Origin of the sequence: Micavibrio aeruginosavorus ARL-13, from assembly GCF_000226315.1 — a bacterium.
GTDB lineage: Bacteria > Pseudomonadota > Alphaproteobacteria > Micavibrionales > Micavibrionaceae > Micavibrio > Micavibrio aeruginosavorus_B.
This window is the reverse complement of record NC_016026.1, coordinates 795,197-814,082: the sequence shown is the minus strand read 5'-3', so window position 1 is coordinate 814,082 and position 18,886 is coordinate 795,197. Positions and strand designations below refer to the sequence as shown.

General features: G+C 55.6%; 18 protein-coding genes, 1 tRNA gene and 1 pseudogene. 12 read left to right on the top strand and 8 right to left on the bottom strand.

From position 1 onward, the window contains the following. Positions 1-20: 20 nt before the first annotated feature. Positions 21-770: pseudogene (locus MICA_RS12305) on the top strand (N-formylglutamate amidohydrolase); the annotation flags it as partial. 107 nt (positions 771-877) lie between these two features. On the opposite strand, the gene lipB reads toward MICA_RS12305, so the two are convergent. Next, positions 878-1,531, bottom strand: a complete 654-nt coding sequence (gene lipB / locus MICA_RS12015; protein WP_081463062.1) for a lipoyl(octanoyl) transferase LipB — start codon at positions 1,529-1,531, stop codon at positions 878-880. Positions 1,532-1,679: 148 nt separating this feature from the next. On the opposite strand from lipB, the gene MICA_RS03825 reads away from it, so the two are divergent. Both MICA_RS03825 and MICA_RS03820 read left to right on the top strand, forming a co-directional pair. After that, positions 1,680-1,766 (top strand) — tRNA-Leu (locus tag MICA_RS03825). A 29-nt stretch (positions 1,767-1,795) separates the two neighbouring features. Then, complete coding sequence (locus MICA_RS03820; protein WP_014102376.1) at positions 1,796-2,269, top strand: hypothetical protein; 474 nt, start codon at positions 1,796-1,798, stop codon at positions 2,267-2,269. A gap of 4 nt (positions 2,270-2,273) precedes the next feature. Here MICA_RS03820 and MICA_RS03815 read toward each other — a convergent pair whose 3' ends face one another. After that, positions 2,274-2,690 carry a hypothetical protein gene (locus tag MICA_RS03815; protein ID WP_014102375.1) on the bottom strand — a complete coding sequence of 139 codons (417 nt, stop codon included), beginning with the start codon at positions 2,688-2,690 and terminating at the stop codon, positions 2,274-2,276. 271 nt (positions 2,691-2,961) lie between these two features. On the opposite strand from MICA_RS03815, the gene MICA_RS03810 reads away from it, so the two are divergent. From MICA_RS03810 to MICA_RS03795, 4 genes are all read left to right on the top strand, one after another. After that, positions 2,962-5,274: an NADP-dependent malic enzyme gene (locus MICA_RS03810; RefSeq protein WP_014102374.1), complete on the top strand. Its 2,313-nt coding sequence runs from the start codon at positions 2,962-2,964 to the stop codon at positions 5,272-5,274. 31 nt (positions 5,275-5,305) lie between these two features. Beyond that, on the top strand, positions 5,306-6,739 hold the full coding sequence (gene mgtE / locus MICA_RS03805; RefSeq protein WP_014102373.1) for a magnesium transporter: 1,434 nt from the start codon (positions 5,306-5,308) through the stop codon (positions 6,737-6,739). Positions 6,740-6,744: 5 nt separating this feature from the next. Then, positions 6,745-7,278, top strand: coding sequence for a GNAT family N-acetyltransferase (locus MICA_RS03800; protein ID WP_014102372.1), 534 nt, complete (start codon positions 6,745-6,747; stop codon positions 7,276-7,278). An 88-nt stretch (positions 7,279-7,366) separates the two neighbouring features. Then, a complete protein-coding gene (locus MICA_RS03795; protein WP_014102371.1) occupies positions 7,367-9,430 on the top strand; it encodes a transglycosylase domain-containing protein in 2,064 nt (687 codons plus the stop codon). 83 nt (positions 9,431-9,513) lie between these two features. Here the strand turns inward: MICA_RS03795 and MICA_RS03790 are convergent, their stop codons facing one another. The 3 genes from MICA_RS03790 to MICA_RS03780 form a co-directional block, all read right to left on the bottom strand. Continuing rightward, positions 9,514-10,014 (bottom strand): hypothetical protein, encoded by a 501-nt coding sequence (locus tag MICA_RS03790; RefSeq protein WP_014102370.1) that lies wholly within the window; start codon positions 10,012-10,014, stop codon positions 9,514-9,516. Positions 10,015-10,236: 222 nt separating this feature from the next. Further along, positions 10,237-10,674, bottom strand: a complete 438-nt coding sequence (rnhA, locus tag MICA_RS03785; protein ID WP_014102369.1) for a ribonuclease HI — start codon at positions 10,672-10,674, stop codon at positions 10,237-10,239. After that, positions 10,671-11,633, bottom strand: coding sequence for a homoserine kinase (locus MICA_RS03780; protein WP_014102368.1), 963 nt, complete (start codon positions 11,631-11,633; stop codon positions 10,671-10,673). Before MICA_RS03780 ends, rnhA begins: the two co-directional genes overlap by 4 nt. A gap of 203 nt (positions 11,634-11,836) precedes the next feature. Here MICA_RS03780 and MICA_RS03775 point away from each other — a divergent pair, with 203 nt between their 5' ends. Then, complete coding sequence (locus MICA_RS03775) at positions 11,837-12,940, top strand: hypothetical protein (protein ID WP_014102367.1); 1,104 nt, start codon at positions 11,837-11,839, stop codon at positions 12,938-12,940. Here the strand turns inward: MICA_RS03775 and ispH are convergent. Continuing rightward, positions 12,906-13,880 (bottom strand): 4-hydroxy-3-methylbut-2-enyl diphosphate reductase, encoded by a 975-nt coding sequence (ispH, locus tag MICA_RS03770; protein WP_014102366.1) that lies wholly within the window; start codon positions 13,878-13,880, stop codon positions 12,906-12,908. The genes MICA_RS03775 and ispH overlap by 35 nt on opposite strands. A gap of 144 nt (positions 13,881-14,024) precedes the next feature. Here ispH and MICA_RS03765 point away from each other — a divergent pair, with 144 nt between their 5' ends. Continuing rightward, on the top strand, positions 14,025-14,903 hold the full coding sequence (locus MICA_RS03765) for a hypothetical protein (protein ID WP_014102365.1): 879 nt from the start codon (positions 14,025-14,027) through the stop codon (positions 14,901-14,903). Between the two features lie 34 nt (positions 14,904-14,937). On the opposite strand, the gene MICA_RS03760 is transcribed toward MICA_RS03765, so the two are convergent. Continuing rightward, a complete protein-coding gene (locus MICA_RS03760) occupies positions 14,938-16,212 on the bottom strand; it encodes an AGE family epimerase/isomerase (RefSeq protein WP_014102364.1) in 1,275 nt (424 codons plus the stop codon). Positions 16,213-16,276: 64 nt separating this feature from the next. On the opposite strand from MICA_RS03760, the gene MICA_RS03755 reads away from it, so the two are divergent. Then, a complete protein-coding gene (locus MICA_RS03755) occupies positions 16,277-17,206 on the top strand; it encodes a histone deacetylase family protein (RefSeq protein ID WP_014102363.1) in 930 nt (309 codons plus the stop codon). Positions 17,207-17,314: 108 nt separating this feature from the next. Here the strand turns inward: MICA_RS03755 and MICA_RS12235 are convergent, their stop codons facing one another. Further along, positions 17,315-17,485 carry a hypothetical protein gene (locus MICA_RS12235; RefSeq protein WP_014102362.1) on the bottom strand — a complete coding sequence of 57 codons (171 nt, stop codon included), beginning with the start codon at positions 17,483-17,485 and terminating at the stop codon, positions 17,315-17,317. A 190-nt stretch (positions 17,486-17,675) separates the two neighbouring features. Between MICA_RS12235 and MICA_RS03750 the strand changes: the two genes are divergently transcribed. Both MICA_RS03750 and MICA_RS03745 read left to right on the top strand, forming a co-directional pair. After that, positions 17,676-17,906, top strand: coding sequence for an exodeoxyribonuclease VII small subunit (locus tag MICA_RS03750; RefSeq protein WP_014102361.1), 231 nt, complete (start codon positions 17,676-17,678; stop codon positions 17,904-17,906). 40 nt (positions 17,907-17,946) lie between these two features. After that, positions 17,947-18,861: a polyprenyl synthetase family protein gene (locus MICA_RS03745; protein ID WP_014102360.1), complete on the top strand. Its 915-nt coding sequence runs from the start codon at positions 17,947-17,949 to the stop codon at positions 18,859-18,861. The last annotated feature ends 25 nt before the right edge of the window (positions 18,862-18,886 follow it).

Sequence of the window (18,886 nt, the reverse complement as noted above, 5' to 3'; positions counted from 1 at the left end):
TGTAAACAGGTATTTTTTCAATGGTGAATCAACCCCTTATCATACACGATGTTCCGAACGGCACCCGCCGCTCGCCCATTGTGTTCGATACGCCGCACAGCGGCACGGTTGTCCCGTCGCACTTCGATTACATCTGCGAACCATCTGATTTTCCTCATCTTTCCGACCTTCATGTCGAAAAATTTCTGGCGGGCATTCCCGCCACGGGCAGCCCCGTTCTGGAAATGCTGATCCACCGCGCCTGCATCGACCTCAACCGGTCGGAGGATGAGCTGAATCCCGCCGCTTTACGGGATTCCTGGACCCTGCCCTATAAACTGACCCCCTATGTTCAGGAAGGGTTCGGATTGTTTGCCGAATATGTCCGCCACCCGGACAAAGGCATGGTGAATATTTTCAACGAAAATCTGCGTCCCGACAGCGCGGAAGTTCAGAACCGCATCGTTTCGTATCACCGCCCATATTACGAAACCCTACAAAAAATGCTGCATCATGCCCGCGATGAACATGGCTTTGCCCTGTATTGCGACATGCACTCCATGCGCCGCCGGTTCAAGCCGGAGGAAACACACCTTCACGATGTCGATATTGTTCTGGGTGACTTGAACGGCACGGCGTGCAACCCGGCCCTGATCGATTTTGCCGCCGCCTATTTTGAACAGACCGGATACAAAACATCGCGCAACGATCCCTTCTCCGGGGCCAATTTGTTGCGCCAGTTTTCCACCCCCAATGACGGCATCCATTGCATCCAGATTGAAGTGGTACGGGATCAGTATATGAACCCGGTCACACTTGAAATTGATGCAGAAAAAATGGAAAGACTTCAGTCTGTTATGACGGGATTCTCATCCGCTTTGCGCGATTACGCACTCCATCACGCCGCAGAATTTATGCCGGAAACGCTGAGGGAGAAAACACTGCCCCACGCCTCCAGTAACGCCTTGTCCAACGCCTCCATGGGTACATCGACCCCGGTCAGCGCCTTTAAGGACGTCACACCGTAATCGCGAATGCCACACGGCACGATGCCAGTGAAATGCGATAAATCAGGATCAACATTAATCGACACACCGTGATAGGTGATCCAGTGGCGAATGCGCACACCGATCGCCGCGATTTTTGATTCACCCGTTGGCGTGACAACCCAGATGCCGACGCGCCCTTCGCGCCGCTCACCCTTCACACCAAACGTCGCGATGGCGCGGATCACCCATTCTTCAAGCTGCCAGATATATTTTTTTAAGTCAGGTACTTGCTGACGCTTCTTTAAATCGAGCATCACATACCCGACGCGCTGACCGGGGCCGTGATAGGTGTATTCCCCACCCCGCCCCGCATCAAAAACCGGGAAGCGCGCATCCAGCAAATCGGACGCCTTGGCGCTGGTCCCCGCGGTGTAGAGGGCCGGGTGTTCCAGCAACCACACCATATCCCCCGCCGCACCCGCATGGATGGCCGCGACGCGGTCCTCCATAAAGCGGAGGGCGTCCGGGTATTCGACAAAATCGGTGCTGGTTTTGATTTCCATAGGGGGAAAATAGGGTGAAACGCGGCGCGTTACAATCCCCCCTATTCCTCCCTCTCCCCATGGGAGAGGGAACTCAGGAGTGCCCCCACTTGCGCAGCCCCCGCGCTTCTGATAATCACAACCCACTCTACCTCAAGTCTTTTGGCGTGCGGCCGTGGCGGAATTGGTAGACGCGCAGCGTTGAGGTCGCTGTGGGCTAACCCCCGTGGAAGTTCGAGTCTTCTCGGCCGCACCATTTTCTAAATTTTTTTAGGCCTGACCAGCATGCTGGAATCCCTGTCTTTCCTGACCACCATGGAATTGTTGAGCTACGTCGCAACCGTGGTCGGTATTCCGATGGCCATCGTCATCTTTATCATTCAGGAACATAAGGAGCGGGAATCCGAGCAGGAAGAGATTTATGACAAGCTCATGGATCATTATTCCCGCATTCAGGAAAAACTGTTCGAACACCCCGAACTGGACCAGCACGACATCCCGCTGGACGATGCCGAGGCCGCCCGTCGCCAATTGATCCTGTATGAAATGCTGGTCAGCCTGTTTGAACGGGCGTTCATTTTGCTTCAGGGGGAAACGGCCCCCAGCTATCGCCGCATGTGGAACTCGTGGCTGGATTACATTGAAATCTGGTGCGAGCGCCCCAATTTCCGCGCCGCCCTGCCCCGGTTGATGTTGCGCGAAGACGCGGCCTTTGTCGCCTTCATGGCCAAAACCACCGGATTGCCGCTGAAGCCCTGAACCGTTATTTCGGCGCTTTCGCCAGACCGTAGCGCTTGATCGACACTTTCAGGTCGTCGACCAGATCGATCTTTTCCTCACACACGGCCAGCGGTTGGCCAGATGTCATCAGGCCCTGATAACGGAATGCGTCCGTCAAGCGTGCACCGAACGAGGATCGTTGCGCGTCAAATTCTTTCATCCGGGCATCGGCTTTGTTGAAGGCGTCGACCATTGACGGGTAAAAAACCAGCTGGTCCATCAGGCGCAGGAAGCTGTCATAGCCGACCGTAAAGGTCAGCGTGTCCTTTTTCGCGACAAGAACCGCATCGTCCGCACGGCTGACGGCCAGCAAGAACGCATCGGTCAAGCGCGTGAACACCGTAATATCGCTCAGCTGTTTTTTATCAACATATTCAAAAGAAACGACTTTACCCGCCATTGTCCTACCCTTCCGCAGAGGTCACTCAGGTCTATGACCGGGGTTTAGCACCCGCAGCGTTTTTATGTCAACATTTCCTTGCTCTGCACAAAAACTTATGCAAAAAGCGCACGCGTGACCCGTATGGAGAACACACCCCAATACCGCCTGCGGCCTTGAAAAAGCCCTGAAATTCTGGTCAGTTGGGGCACATTTTGAGAATCCCCCGCCCGCCACACAAAAATGCGATGGCCGCAGGGGTTATGTCCAAAACACCAGCCAGAGAACTATGATGAAAGACACGCTGCACGACGCCGCCCTTGAATATCACCGCCTGCCGACACCGGGGAAAATTTCCATTACCCCGACGACGCCGCTGGCGACCCAACGGGATCTGGCCCTGGCCTATTCCCCCGGCGTGGCCGTGCCGTGTCTGGAGATTGAAAAAGACCCGTTGAAAGCGCTGGACTACACCAGCCGTGGCAATCTGGTTGCCGTCATCTCCAACGGCACCGCTGTTCTGGGTCTGGGTGATATTGGCGCGCTGGCATCCAAACCGGTGATGGAGGGTAAAGCCGTCCTGTTCAAGAAATTCGCCAACCTCGACGCGATTGATATCGAAGTTGATGAAAAGGATGTCGACAAGCTGGTTGAAATTATCGCCGCGCTGGAACCATCGTTCGGCGGCATCAATCTGGAAGACATCAAAGCCCCGGAATGTTTCGAAGTTGAAAAGCGCTTGAAAGAGCGCATGAATATTCCCGTGTTCCACGATGATCAGCACGGCACCGCCATTATCGTCGCCGCCGCCATTAAAAACTGGCTGCACCTGAAAGGCCGCAAGTTCGAGGATATCCGTCTGGTCGCCAACGGCGCGGGCGCTGCGGCACTGGCGTGCCTGAACCTGCTGGTCAATGCGGGCCTGCCGAAGAAGAACATCATCGTCTGTGACCGCAAAGGTGTCGTGTACAAGGGCCGCGTTGAGCAGATGGACCCGTACAAGGAACAATTTGCATCCGACACCAACAGCCGCACGCTGGATGAAGCATTGGAAGGCGCCGACATTTTCCTCGGCCTGTCCGCCGCCGGTGCATTGACGGGTGAGATGGTCAAGAAAATGGGCAAAGCCCCGTTGATCATGGCACTGGCCAACCCGACACCGGAAATCATGCCGGAAGAAGCGCGCGAAGCAAAACCGGATGCGATTATTTGCACCGGGCGGTCCGATTACACCAACCAGGTGAACAACGTTCTGTGCTTCCCGTTCCTGTTCCGTGGCGCGCTGGATGTTGGCGCAACGGCCATTAACGAAGACATGAAACTGGCATGCGTCAACGCGATTGCCGAACTGGCGCGCAAGGAAGTCACGGCGGAAGTGGCCGCCGTGTATCCGGACGAACATCTGGAATTTGGTCCGGAATATTTGATCCCGAAGCCGTTCGATCCGCGTTTGATCACCACCCTGCCCGTCGCCGTGGCCAAGGCCGCGATTGAAAGCGGTGTGGCTGCACGCCCGATTACCGATTGGGCCGCGTACAGTGAAAAACTGAACAGCTACACCTATCGCACCAGCATGGCGATGCGCCCGTTGTTCAGCCGCGCCAAAGCCCACCCGAAACGCATTGTCTATGCCGAGGGTGAAGAAGAACGCGTCCTGCGCGCCGTGCAAACGGTTGTGGACGAACATTTGGCATCCCCCATCCTGATCGGTCGGAAGGACGTGGTGGAAACCCGCCTGAAGCGTCTGGGCCTGCGCATGAAAATGGGCAAGGATTTTGAACTGATCGATCCGGAATATGATCCGCGTTACCGCGATTACTGGTCGTCATACCACCAGATCATGGAACGCCGTGGCGTCACCCCGGCCGTGGCCCGGACCGTTCTGCGCACCAACTTCACCGTTATCGGTGCGTTGATGGTGCGTAAAGGCGAAGCCGACGCCATGATTTGCGGCACGGTTGGCCAATATCAAAGCCACCTGAAAGACGTTGTCGATATTATCGGCCTGCGCCCCGGTGTGGAAACGGCGGCGGCGCTGAACGCGCTGATCCTGCCGCGTGGCACATTCTTCATCTGCGACACACAGGTAAACCCGAACCCGAGCGTAGCGCAATTGTCGGAAATGACCATTCTGGCCGCTGAAGAAGTGTCCCGCTTTGGCATCAAACCGAAAATCGCCATGCTGTCCCATTCCAATTTCGGAACGGGCAACACGGATACGGCGTGCCGCATGCGCGCCGCATTGGCCGACATTCGCAATCGTGCGCCGGAACTGGAAATTGATGGCGAAATGCATGCGGATTCTGCTTTGTCCGAAGCCATCCGTGCCGTCAGCATGCCGAATTCCACACTGACCGGCGTGGCCAACATGTTCGTGATGCCCAATATCGATTCCGCGAATATCAGCTTCAACATGCTGCGTATTCTGGGCGAAGGCATTTCGATTGGCCCGATCCTGTTGGGGTTGGCGATGCCGGCGCACATCCTGACCCCGTCGGTCACACCGCGCGGCATCATCAACATGACCGCATTGGCCACCGTCAGCGCACAGGTCCATGAAAGCGAAAGCGGAGCGGATGCGCCAAAACAGGCCATCGCCGTCTAAGTAAAACACATAACCCGCAAAGGGATCGCCCATGGATAATAACGATCAGGATATGATCGAAAAGGACGTCACCGACAGCCTCGGCGCGCAAATCGCGCCCGAGGGTGAAGGCGATGATGTCGTTTTCGGTCTGACCGATCGTTACATTCAGGCGATTGTTGAGGCCCTGCGCAACGGCGATGAAGACGTCGTCTCGCGCGAACTGGCCGACCTGAGCGAAGCCGACATTGCGGAGCTGATCGAAAAGGTCGAGGACGAGGATCGCCAGACCCTGCTCCAGACCCATGGCGATCTGCTCGACCCGTATGTGTTCTCGGAACTGGATAGCGGCTTGCGCCGTAAGGTTCTAACGGAAATGCCTGCGCGGCAGGTTGCCGCCCTGATTTCCGAGATGGACAGTGACGATGCGCTGGATTTGATCATCGACCTGCCGGACGATTTCCAGCACGAAGTTATTCGCTTCCTGTCCGCCAAGACCCGGATCACGCTGGAAGAAGGTTTGAACTTCCCGGAAGAATCCGCTGGCCGTCTGATGCAGCGGGAATTTGTGGCCGTGCCGCAATTCTGGACGATTGGTAAAACCATCGATTACCTGCGCGCCGCGACCGAAGAATTGCCGGATGAATTTTTTGACTTGTTCGTGATTGACCCGGCCTATCACGTTGTCGGCATTATCCCGCTGAACCGCGTTGTCCGATCCAAACGATCGGAAAAACTGGAAGATTTAAAGCTGGAGGACATCCACCCCATTCCGGCCACGATGGACCAGGAAGAAGTGGCCCAATTGTTCCGTCGTGAAAACCTGACATCCGCCCCGGTTGTTGATGAATCCGGTCGCTTGATCGGTGTGGTCACCGTTGACGACATCGTCGACGTTATCGACGAAGAAGCACAGGAAGACTTCCTGAAACTCGGCGGTGTGGGACAGGACGACTTGTACAGCAACATCCGCGGTACAACATGGGCGCGGTTTCCGTGGCTGTTTGTAAACCTGTTTACGGCCTTTTCCGCAGCGGCAGTCATTTCTCTGTTCAGCAATACGATTGAGCAACTGGTCGCACTGGCCGCGTTGATGCCGATAGTGGCCTCCATGGGCGGGAATGCCGGAACACAGGCCCTGACCGTGGCGGTGCGCGCCTTGGCCACACGGGAATTGTCATCCATCAACGAACGCCGCATCGTGATCAAAGAAATTCTGGTCGGCGCGATCAACGGGTGCATCTTTGCCATCCTGATCGGTTGCGTCGCCGGATTTGCGTTCAGCAATCCCATGCTGGGCGTCGTCATTGGCATGGCGTTGATCATCAACCTGATCAATGCCGGTTTGTTTGGCGCAGGAATCCCGATTGTGCTGAACAAACTGGGGGCCGACCCGGCTGTGGCCTCGGCTGTCTTCTTAACCACCATGACCGATATTATAGGCTTCTTTGCCTTCCTTGGTCTGGCAACGATTTTCCTTCTGTAAAAACCATGACCGCTTCCCATCTCGTCCGCCCCGACATCGAATATAAAGACAGCTACCTTGAAGCGCTGGCCGAATTTCATGCGGAAGACCGTTTGAAATATTACGACATGCTCACCCTGCGGGCCGATTTTGATGGGTTCGTCAAAATGCTGCGCACCGAACGTGGGGTCGAACACCAGCCGCTACAAGATTGGGCCGAACCCGTGCCGGAAACCGTCCTTTGGTTTGTAAAGGACGACCATTATCTGGGTACCGTAAAAATCCGTCATCGTCTGAACTGGCACCTGGAAAAATGGGGTGGCAATATTTACTTTGCCATTCGCCCATCCATGCGCGGCAAGGGATACGGCAAGAAAATCCTGACCAAATCGCGCCCCTATGCCAATTATATCGGTTTGGAAAAAGCGCTGATCACCGTATCGCCCGATAACGTATCGGCGATTGAGATTATCGAAGGGGCCGGCTGTACATTTGAAGAAGAAACCGCCGCCACAGCCCAGTTCCCGGCCCGCCGCCGGTACTGGATGGATTGCTCATAATCCGTAAAAAACCCATTTTTCGCCCTATTTTGGGCATGTTGGGCCTATATTTCTTGCTGAAACACTGAAAAGACCGTATCACGCCGCCATGGCCAAAAAGAAGACATCGCAGAAAAGCACAACGCGTAAAAGCACCCGCTCCCGGAAATCCCGCCCGCAGGAGGGATTGCTCAGCCGCGCCTTGCGCTGGTGCCTTGTCGCCGGGCTGTGGGGTTTCATTGCCCTGTCGCTGGTGATTGCGTGGTATGGCGCGGAATTGCCGAAGCTCATCGACAAGCCGGATTTCGAACGCAAAGCCGCCATCACCATCCGTGATGACCGTGGCGAAATGGTCGCCCGTTATGGCGAACTGAAAGGCGTCAACGTCACCGTGGCGGAATTGCCGCCGGATTTAATCCACGCCGTTCTGGCGATTGAAGACCGCCGTTTCTATTACCATTTCGGTATCGACCCGATCGGCATGCTGCGCGCCACCGCCCGCAACATCACGGCAGGCCGGGTCGTTCAGGGCGGATCGACCATTACGCAACAGCTGGCCAAAAACCTGTTCCTGTCGCGCGAACGCACATACAAACGTAAAATTCAGGAAGCGATGCTGGCCGTCTGGCTGGAGCAGAAACTGACCAAGGATGAGATCCTCAGTGCTTATCTAAACCGTGTGTATCTCGGTGCGGGTACGTTCGGGGTTGAAGCCGCAGCCCAGACCTATTTCAACAAATCTGCGCGCGAAATGAATTTGCGCGAATCCGCAACCATTGCCGGATTGTTAAAGGCCCCGTCGAAATATTCCCCGCACAGCAACCCGTCACTGGCCCGCGAACGCGCCGACACGGTCATCATGGCGATGCGTGATGCCGGGTATTTGAGCGACGCCCAAACCAAAGGGGCCACCGAACAAGCCCCCGCCCCATTGCGTAAGCCCACGGGCGGCGACATCGTGCGGTATTACAGCGATTGGGTGATGAGCGATCTGGCCGACATGATCGGCACGCCCAACACTGATTTGATTGTCGACACCACATTGGATGCCGGTGTTCAACGCGCCGCGGAAGAAGCACTGACCAAAGCCTTGCGTAACGAAGACGCCGCCGAGAAAAAAGTATCCCAAGGCGCAATCGTCGTGATGGATTATTCCGGTGCTGTGCTGGCCATGGTTGGCGGAACCGATTATGGCTTGAGCCAATTTAACCGCGCCGTGCAATCATATCGCCAGCCCGGATCGTCGTTTAAGCCGATCGTCTATCTGACCGCGCTGGAAAACGGCATGAACCGCAATTCCATCGTGGTGGACGAACCCATCCGCACGGGCAAATACCGCCCAACCAATTTTAAGGGCGAATATTACGGTGAAATCCCGCTTTATGCCGCTTTGGCCTATTCCCTCAACACCATTGCCTATCAACTGACCAAGCATTTTGGCGTGGATTCGGTGATTGATATGGCCCGGCGTCTGGGCATTGAAGCACCGCTGAACCGCGACCTCAGCCTGTCGCTGGGCAGTGCGGGCATCCCGCTCATTCAAATGGTGTCAGCCTATGCCACCATCGGCAATCAAGGTTCGCTGGTTCAACCTTATGCCATTCGCCGCGTCCGCGATAAAGATGGCCGCCTGATTTATGAACGGTCCAGCCGCATCGTGCGCGGACGGTCGGTTGTTGACCCGCGCCTGACGCAGGAGTTGGCCGGCATGATGACAGGCGTGCTGGAATTTGGCACCGGTCAGGGCGCGAAGGTGCCATACCCCGCTGCAGGGAAAACCGGAACATCGCAGGACTTCCGTGATGCGTGGTTTATTGGCTTTACCGATACCTATATCGCTGGCGTCTGGGTTGGGAATGACGACAACACCTCCATGAAACGCGTAACGGGTGGTTCGTACCCGGCACGGATCTGGCGTGAAACCATTATGGGGGCCTATAACGCCCGCGGCGGTGGTGGATTTATGTCGTCTTTATCCCCGGCCCCGGTCACAGAATTTGACCCCAACGCGGAAAACAGTTCCGACAGCGCATTTGGTGATTTGATCAGCAACCTGCTCTCCGCTCCGGCAACAAACGACCAGCCACGCACAGGCATTTTCGGCGGATCGACATATCAGGCAACGCGCGCAAACGAAGAAGGGCGCAAGAGCGACTGGTCATTTAACGACTGAGATTGCGTAAACAGGAATGAGAAAATCCCCCGACCGCACAGGTCGGGGGATTTTTCCTTGGGGAGGAACCCGTGGAACCAATCTTATGTCGGGAAGAATTCGTTCACCGTGACAAAATCCGTGCGGGAGGTACTGGCAAATCGGTCTTCACCAATGGCGTTCCAGTGCGTTTGCAGGGCCACAATGCTGTCCGGCGCGCTGGATGTGTGATCCCACGCACTGCGTTGTTGGGTCCGGTCGGCAAATTCCAGGAATGAGTGCGGGAACGCCCGGCGCGGTGCGCGCAAACCCATATCCACCAGCGTCTTGGCCACCATGGCATCACCCACATCCATCATGTCAGCGGTAAAACCGATCGCGGCCAGGATTTTAATATCCATCCGGCTGTTCGGCACATCGCGCAGATGGCGCATAAAGCGGGCATAAATTTCCATTTCAAAGCGCGTATCCGGTTTATCTTCCGGTGCGATACCAATATGCGGCGCGGGCGGGATCGGCAAAGCAATCCGGTCACCGGCATGGGCCTGGTTCTGCATGAACGGGTTGGGCGTGTTCGTCGTCATCATTCTGATGTCTGTCGTCATAGTGCGCTCCTTCCTCTGATCGATGTCACGTGCCGCTTTTAAATTTTTCCGTTGTGTTGCGGCTTCGTGCACTGCGCTGTTACATCCACCTTGTGCCGCAAAATTTAATGGAACCTTAAGCGGGTCGGTTTCTTGCCAGAATCAGGCGTCTTCGTTGTGGATAACCGAGTTATCCACAAGGGGTGCCTTCAAAACGATGATCGTGAACAGAGAATCGATTCGTTAGCGCAGTGTCTTGATCGCGTTGCGCGCAAGTTCGTCACAGCGTTCATTTTCCGGGTGGCCAGAATGGCCGCGCACCCAATGAAACTTCACATCATGGTTTTGCAAAACGGAATCCAGCCGTTTCCACAAATCCTGATTTTTAATGCGAGCGGGCCAGCCTTTGGCCTTCCACCCCGCCATCCATTCGGTGACGCCGCGTTTTAAATATTCACTGTCGGTATACAGGTCAACCACAACACCGCGCTTCAATGTTTCCAGCGCGACAATCGCCGCCATCATTTCCATGCGGTTGTTGGTGGTATCGGCCTCGGCCCCGGACATTTCTTTTTCATGCCCGTTCCAACGCAAAATCGCCCCCCAGCCGCCGGGCCCGGGATTCCCGCTGCACGCGCCATCGGTGTAGATTTCAACTTTTTTGGACGGTGATGTACTCATTTTTCGGCGATATCGTGGTTTTGGTGCCAACGCAGGATGTTTAAATATTCAACCGGATCTTTCGGCGTCACCATAGCATCATGCGGATGGAACAGAAAATCATGCAGCCGCGTCAACATAATGCGCAATGCTGCCGCCCGGCCAAAGAATTGCATATACGCCTTTTCCGCCTTGGTCAATTTACGCGCGCTCTCGTACCCGGCGATAAACGCATCCCAACGGGACGCCAGTAAATGCTGGCGTGAATCAAAGCACCACGCATTGGCGGTCAGCATCAGGTCATAGACGAAGAAGTCCGTGCAGGAGAAGTAGAAATCAATCACCCCCGACAACGTTCCGCGTTTAAAGAACACATTATCCGGGAACAAATCGGCATGAACGGTCCCGCGCGGCAGATCATCCACACCCGGCCATTCCTTTTCCAACTGAAAAATTTCGGTGGAGATGAAATGGGCCAGCCCTTTCTCCACATCATCCGCGCGCCCCGCCGTACGCGCCGCCAGATCCTTCCACGCGGGCAAACCCATGGAATTGTCACGCGTCTGGTCAAATTTTTGGCCCAGCTTGTGCATCTTGCCAAGCAAAGCCCCGACCTCGCCACATGCCGCCGGGTTAATCTTCCCATGCGGCAGGGCTTCGCCTTCCAAAAATGAAATAATCGCCGCCGGGCGGCCACGCACGTTACGGATCATCGCACCATCGGCATCGCGCACGATGTGCGGGCACGTAATGCCCTTGGTGGCCAGATAATCGGTCCAGGCAAAAAAGAACGGCAGATTGACCGGATCAACACGCTTTTCAAACAGGGTCAGAATGTAATGCCCGGCAGTTGTGTGTAGGTGATAGTTGGTGTTTTCCACCCCCTGCTCAATCCCCTCCAGCTTCGTCACATCGCCCAGTTTGTAATGGCTGAGTAATTCGTGCGCATCGGTTATGTCGATTTTTGTGTAAACGGCCATGATGATTTTTCAAAAAATGTGAATCACAAACGAGGGAAAGCATATCATTTTCCAATTGTTTCAATGCACAAATTCAACGCAATACAAAACAATATACAAGAGTTTCAGTCCCTTGCCCGTATGCACCGGGGCCGGGCTTGCCAGAATGAAACCGCCCCCCTACAATCCCCATCAACAATAAGAACGATTGAACAGGTTTTATTATGCAAGATTCGCCGCGTGACCGACATTCCGCGACGTCATCATCGCAGTCGCTTTCATCCGCATGGAACAATGCCGCCGAGCAGGTGGTGCTGGATTCTGCACTGACCGCTTTACGCACCGATCTGGCGCGATTGAACGATCCTTATCTGGGTGCGGTTGGACTTGATTTTATCAATCGACTGTCCCGGATCGGGTGCCGCCATATTCCAACGGCGGATGGATCCTGTATGGCGGCCTATCAATCCTTCATTTATCCCGCCGATCCGGCAAGTAACGGATTTAATAACCGCATCGCCTATGGCCCCAAAGCCCGTGACAATAAAAACCTGCTTTTCAGCGCCCATATACACGAGGGTATGCACGCCCTGCAAAAGGCGTCTGCCCCGGCCCTGCACGCCAGCCCCTATAATCCGATGACCCGGATCATCCTGTGTCCCCGTGACTGGATCACAGCCCAGGAACGATGCGAACAGGATGCGTATGTGAAGCAAGCCTGGCTGAACAGCCTGATGGCCGTACATGATGCAACCTTGTACAAAACATCACGCACCGACCCGATGAGCGTCAGTCATTTTAATTCCCTGCGCCTGACCTATGGCAATTTACACACGGCCATGGCCCACGCGGCTAAAACGGTTCTGGATCGTAATTTCTTTGCCGGCCCTTTGCCCGCAGGCCAGCCCCCAACCAGCTTTGCCGACCATTATCACGCGCTGTCCATCAACAATTACGCACAGATCATCGCATCACGCATACGCAATGACGGAGAAAATATTATATTCGTCCGCCTGGACCCCGATGACATTCTGGATATTGGCCACGGCTTTGGCCCCAACCCTTTCACCCGCCCCGGTGCCATGAAATGCGCGCAGGATTTCGCCCGCCCCAGCAAATTGTCTTTTGATAACAAGGCCAGTCTGCGCGATTTGAATATGGATTTGGGGATTGTCGATGACCGCAGTCTGCCCACCCTGCGTGAAGCGTTGGTGACAATCGGGATTACACGTGCGGAATTCTTGGCGCGGGCCTATAACGGGTATATCGAACCCCGCCTGACCCCACCGCCGATTATTCAGCCGCTGACAAAATCCCCGGCACCTTAAACACCACGTTTTCCTGCGTGATGGTCACCTCTTCAACCGTCACGTCGAAACGTTGCTTGGCTGCGGCGATCACTTCCTCGACCAACACTTCCGGTGCCGATGCCCCGGCGGTCAGGCCCAGCGTATAGATATCATCATCCACCCACGCCCAATCAATGTCGGCAGCACGCTGAACCAGCATGGATTTTCTGCACCCGCCATTCGCACCAACCTCAACCAAACGGTTGGAATTGGATGAATTGGGTGCCCCAATCACGATCAATGCATCGGCGCGTGTGGCAATCGCCTTCACCGCACCCTGACGGTTGGTGGTGGCGTAGCAGATATCTTCTTTATGCGGCCCCTCAATCGCCGGGAAACGGTCTTTCAACGCGGCGACGATGTCCGCCGTATCGTCCACCGACAAGGTCGTTTGCGTGCAATAGGCCAGATTGTTTTCGTCGCGCACCTGCAACGTTGCGACATCGTCCAGCGTTTCCACCAGAACCACGGCACCGCACGGCAATTGCCCCATCGTGCCGATGACTTCCGGGTGGCCGCGATGACCAATCAAAATCAACTGGCGGCCATTTTTGAAATGGCGTTCGGCCTCGCGGTGAACCTTGCTGACCAACGGGCACGTGGCGTCGATGTAAAACATTTCGCGTGCGGCGGCATCGGCCGGAACCTGTTTCGGCACGCCGTGGGCGGAAAAAATCACCGGTTGCCCATCATCGGGAATTTCATCCAGTTCTTCGACAAACACCGCGCCCTTGGCCCGCAGATTATCGACCACGAACTTGTTATGAACGATTTCATGGCGGACATAGACCGGCGCGCCGTATTTGATCAGCGCACGTTCAACAATCTGGATCGCCCGGTCCACACCGGCGCAAAACCCCCGGGGGGCGGCCAGAAGGATGGTAAGGGGGCGTTTTTCTGCGGATTCTGTCTGGGTCATAAGGGTTTATATAGGAAATGGGACCGATTTTGTCCATTAAAACCCTGAATAAAGCCGGGGAACCCCCATTCATTTCTTGCCCGAATGGCCCCCAATTTCGTACAAGTGTCAGGTTATCAAAAATAGATCGGGGGAGAGCCCACCATGACATTCAATGCCCGGACCTTTGTCCTCCTGCTGGCCACGACTGCCGCCTTGAGCCTCAGCGCCTGTGAAACCATGGAAACCGCCGCGAACAGCGTCAGCGATACCGTCGTCACCGGCGTGTCCGACCTGTCGACCAAAATCGCCAGCATCAAGCTGGATGATTTGAACCCGTTCGCAACCGACCCGGCCGTGGCCGATGCCGCAAACGCCGCCGCCATCATGCCGGCCGCCGGTGGTGATGCCACCACACAAGTTGCCGGCACCATTGGCGGATGCCCGCACGTTCAGTTGGTCACCGATCTGAAACAACTGCACCAATTCACCAACCCGGACATGCCGAAGGCGGACCAGGAAGTGTCCTCCGTTACCATGAACATCGTCAGCCATAGCTGCACCACTGATGAAAAAGGCATGGTGATGGATATGGAAGTGGGCTTCAACGGATCGCTGGGCGCAAAGGGCCGTGGCACAAACAGCGAGAAGCCGAGCTTCTCCTACCCCTATTTCGTAGCGGTTACAAACGCACAGGGCTCCATTCTGGCTAAAGAAATCTTTGCCGCAACATTGTCGTATGACAAAACCACCGATCAAATCAGCCAAAGCGAAGCCATTCGTCAGGTTATGCCCGCTGGTGCCGACACCGGATCGTACCGCGTTCTGGTGGGCTTCCAGTTGAGCCCGCAGGAATTGGCGTATAACCGGACCTTGCCGCCGTCGGCCGATGCGATTGCCAATGTCGAACCCGCCGCTGGTGAAACGGCTCCGGCCGCGATCGAGCCGCCGACATTCATGAGTTATAAAACATCCGGACCGGCCGCAAACGACAATAACGGTTCAGCCCCGGTGACGTTGACGCCGAAGGAATACGCGGAATAAACGTGTATACAGAAAAATTAAGAAAGGCCGGGTTTTACCCGGCCTTTATTTTTGCCTTCACGCCACGCACCACACCAGATAATTGCCGCCGGATCGTATACAGCCCCAGCAGGATGCCCGCCCGCCACGACACGCTGCGCCCACGCGCATGCATCACGGCGTATGTTTCCATGATGCCGAAATACACATGATACGGCGTGGTGCCCGGCATATAATCAACTGCGGGGGTTAAATCGCGATGCAGCCATTCAACCCAGAAACCGCGCTCGCTCATATAATGTTCGCGGAACACGCTGACCATTTTGGCCATACGGTTTTTCAACGGTGTTTTATCAATCTCCGGCACGACATCCAGCATCAGGGCATTGGCCTTCAGCGCCTCGGTAAACGGCCACAGGCGTTTGCTGTCGGTCAGCACTTCGCCATCGGGCGATAACACATCATAAATTCCGCCATGCACGTAATCCCACCCATGGGCGTTGGCCCAACTGAGCAGTTCGGCACACAGATCATCGTGCATGGAATCGTATCCGCGCAGATAGGCATGTTTTTTCAACAACCACACCCATTCACAATAATGGCCGGGTTCAACCTTGTTTCCATCTTGAGGGTCAGGTTTCAACGTGTCGGTGAAAAATTCACACAATTGCCCAAAATCGCGAATGTAAAAATAGTGATGGAACAAATCCACCAGGCGATCCGCCATGACGGCAAAACCCCGGTCGCCCCATGTGTCTTCAGCAAATAAGCACGCCTCCAACAAATGCATATGCGGGTTTTGGCGGCGCTGGCGCTGAATGGGCTTTAAGTGTTCATCAATCGCTTCGGCATAGCCGGGCAATCCAGGCAGAACGAAATGCGTTTCGATAAATTTCAGAAGGTCGAGCGCATGAGTATGTGCACGCTCATCATGCGTGGCCGCGTAATAATGCGCCATGGAAAATATGACGAATGACAACGCATACAGATCATACGTTCCATCAACCGGGCGGCCATCATCATCAACGCTGAACCGCCACCCGCCCGTTTCCGGGACGTAGAAGGTTTTCAGCATATAGTCGAAATGTTTTTTCAGATCGGGTTTAAACGCCCCACGCGTGTGCGCCGAGGCATGCGCGTACATGGCCATCTGGCGGCAATGGGTCAGCAGGCGACGCGGTTGCCCCGTGCGCGGCACGAATTGGTCGCCCAGCCGTTCATAGAACCCGCCGTTGTTAGGATCACAAAACGCGCCATACCATTTCGGCACCCAGCGTTGCAGCAAGGTTTGCGCCAGAAAATCCACGGTCGTGTGTGTGCTGTAATTCATGGCCCTTGTCCCCTGCTTCGGGTCCTGTACAATTCCCATCACTGATGGGGATGATAGACCGAAAATGCACAATTTGACCATATACAAAGCCCAAGCCGGATTGCGCCATAACACCGGCCCCGGTCACCCGGAACGGATTGAGCGGTTACAGGCCATTTTCGATCTGCTCAGCGAATCCCCGTTTGATACCCTGCCGCAGATCAACGCCGACCCGGCCAGTTTTAAACAGATCACCCGCGCCCACCCCGAATCCTATGTCATGCGGATTGAGGATGCGATTCCAGATCGTGGATTGGTGCATCTGGATGCCGATACGGTTATCTCCCCCGCGTCCATCGATGCCGCGTTTGAAGCGGCCGGCGCGGCCTGCACCGCCGCGCGGGATGTGATGAACGGCACCACGCGCCGTGCGTTTTGCGCCGCGCGTCCGCCGGGGCACCACGCGGAACCCACGCATGCGATGGGGTTTTGTCTGTTCAACAACATCTTCCTCGCCGCGTTGGAAGCGCAACAGCATGGCGCAAAACGCGTTGCCATCATTGATTTCGACGTGCATCACGGCAATGGCAGCGAAGTGATGGCGCGCAAGCATGACAATGTTCTGTTTATATCCATGCACCAGGACAGCCTGTTCCCCGATGGTCGCGGTGGTGCCACCGATCAAACCCCGGATCGCGTCATCAACGTGCCGTTACAGGCCGGGGCCGGAACACATGAATACCGCACGGCCATGACGGGCACGGTCATTCCGGCGTTGGAAGCCTATAAACCCGACCTCATCCTTATCTCCGCCGGGTTTGATGCCCACCGCGACGACCCGTTGGGGGGGATGATGTTGCTGGATTCGGATTATGACTGGATCACCCGCGACCTGTGCGATGCGGCGGATCGGCTTTGTGAAGGACGGGTCATTTCGGTGATGGAGGGCGGATATAACCTCGACGCCCTGAAAACATCGGCCAGAGCCCATCTTCTGGCCCTAGCCGATCTTTAAGTCTATCCGCCTGCGTCACCCCGGCGAAGGCCGGGGTCTTCCAGCCATAACGGAAAAAGATCCCGGCTTTCGCCGGGATGACGTGTTTGGGATGGTTAAGATATTGATTTAAATCGTTTTATGGCTCTGGGACCGGGTCCGCGGGCGTTGCGCCATGATCAGGTTCACATCGCGCACATGTTGGCGGGCGCGCCCGTTGCGCACACTCAAGGTCAGAAAATCCAGCTCTTTCAGCGGATCACGGCGGTTGCGATCTGTCGTATTTTGTTGTGATTCCATGGACTTAGCCTCCCTAAGGCAGTGGTTTTTAGTTATTATGTCTATCTTTATTGTGCCACAGGATGCCCCATCCCAGCCCTGCAAAGATATCAACCCTCAAACGCGCCATTTTCATGCTTAAGCCTTGAGGAATCGGGGTCTCTGGCCTACACTCCACGCGCAAAATCCATACGAAAACAAAAGGGTAACCATGACTTCGGTTGAAAGTCTAAGCTTTGAAGAAGCCTTGAGTGCACTGGAAGGGATTGTCCGTGATCTGGAAACGGGCAAGGCTCCGCTGGAGGACTCCATCGCCGCCTATGAACGTGGCGTCGCGCTGAAGCAACATTGCGAAAAGAAGCTGCGCGAAGCGCAATCGAAAATCGAAAAAATCACACTGGGCGCCGACGGTAAACCCGCCGCCAGCGCGCACGAACTGTAAGCCAACACCGCTCAAAGCTTTGACACAGGAGTAAATTCAGATGGCCCCATCACCACGCGACGCCGCCCCCGGACTTCAGGAACAGATGAATGAAATCTCTGAAGCCGTAAACAAGACGATTATGCGGCTGTTGCCTGAATCCGACCTGCCGGAAGCGCCGTTGTTCGAAGCCATGCGTTACGGCACGTTGAACGGCGGTAAACGTTTGCGCCCGTTCATGCTGATGCAATCGGCAAAATTGTTCGGTGTTGATATGGCCCGCGCCCGCCGCGCTGCCGCCGCCGTTGAATTCGTGCACGCCTATTCTCTGGTCCATGACGACTTGCCCGCGATGGACAATGCCGATTTGCGCCGTGGCAAACCTTCGACACACAAGGCTTATGACGAAGCCACCGCCATTCTGGCTGGTGACGCTTTGCTGACGCTGGCATTCGAAGTATTGAGCGATGTTGAAACGCACGAAGATCCGCGCGTTCGCGTTGAGCTGGTCAATTTGCTGGCCAAGGCCTCCGGCCCGCACGGGCTGTGCGGTGGCCAGATGCTGGATTTGATTGGTGAGAAACAGGAATTCGATCTGGGCACGATCAGCCGCCTGCAACGGATGAAAACTGGCAAGCTGATGGCGTTTGCCTGCGAAGCCGGTGCCGTTTTGGGCAAGGCTAGCGAGCCGATGCGTAAAGCACTCTGCAACTACGCCTATGACCTCGGCCTCGCCTTCCAGGTCACGGACGATATTCTGGACGTTGAATCCAGCCCCGAAGCCATGGGCAAAGATACGGGCAAGGACGCACAAGCCGGCAAATCAACCTTCGTGTCCACGATGGGTAAAGACCAGGCCCGCGCCCGCGCCCAAATGCTGGTGGAACAATCCAAACGCCACCTGCACATTTTCGACAATGGCCGCGCCGATACGCTGAAAGAATTGGCTGACTACGTCCTGCAACGCCGGGCGTAAAGGCACAATCACCCTGTTGTCATTC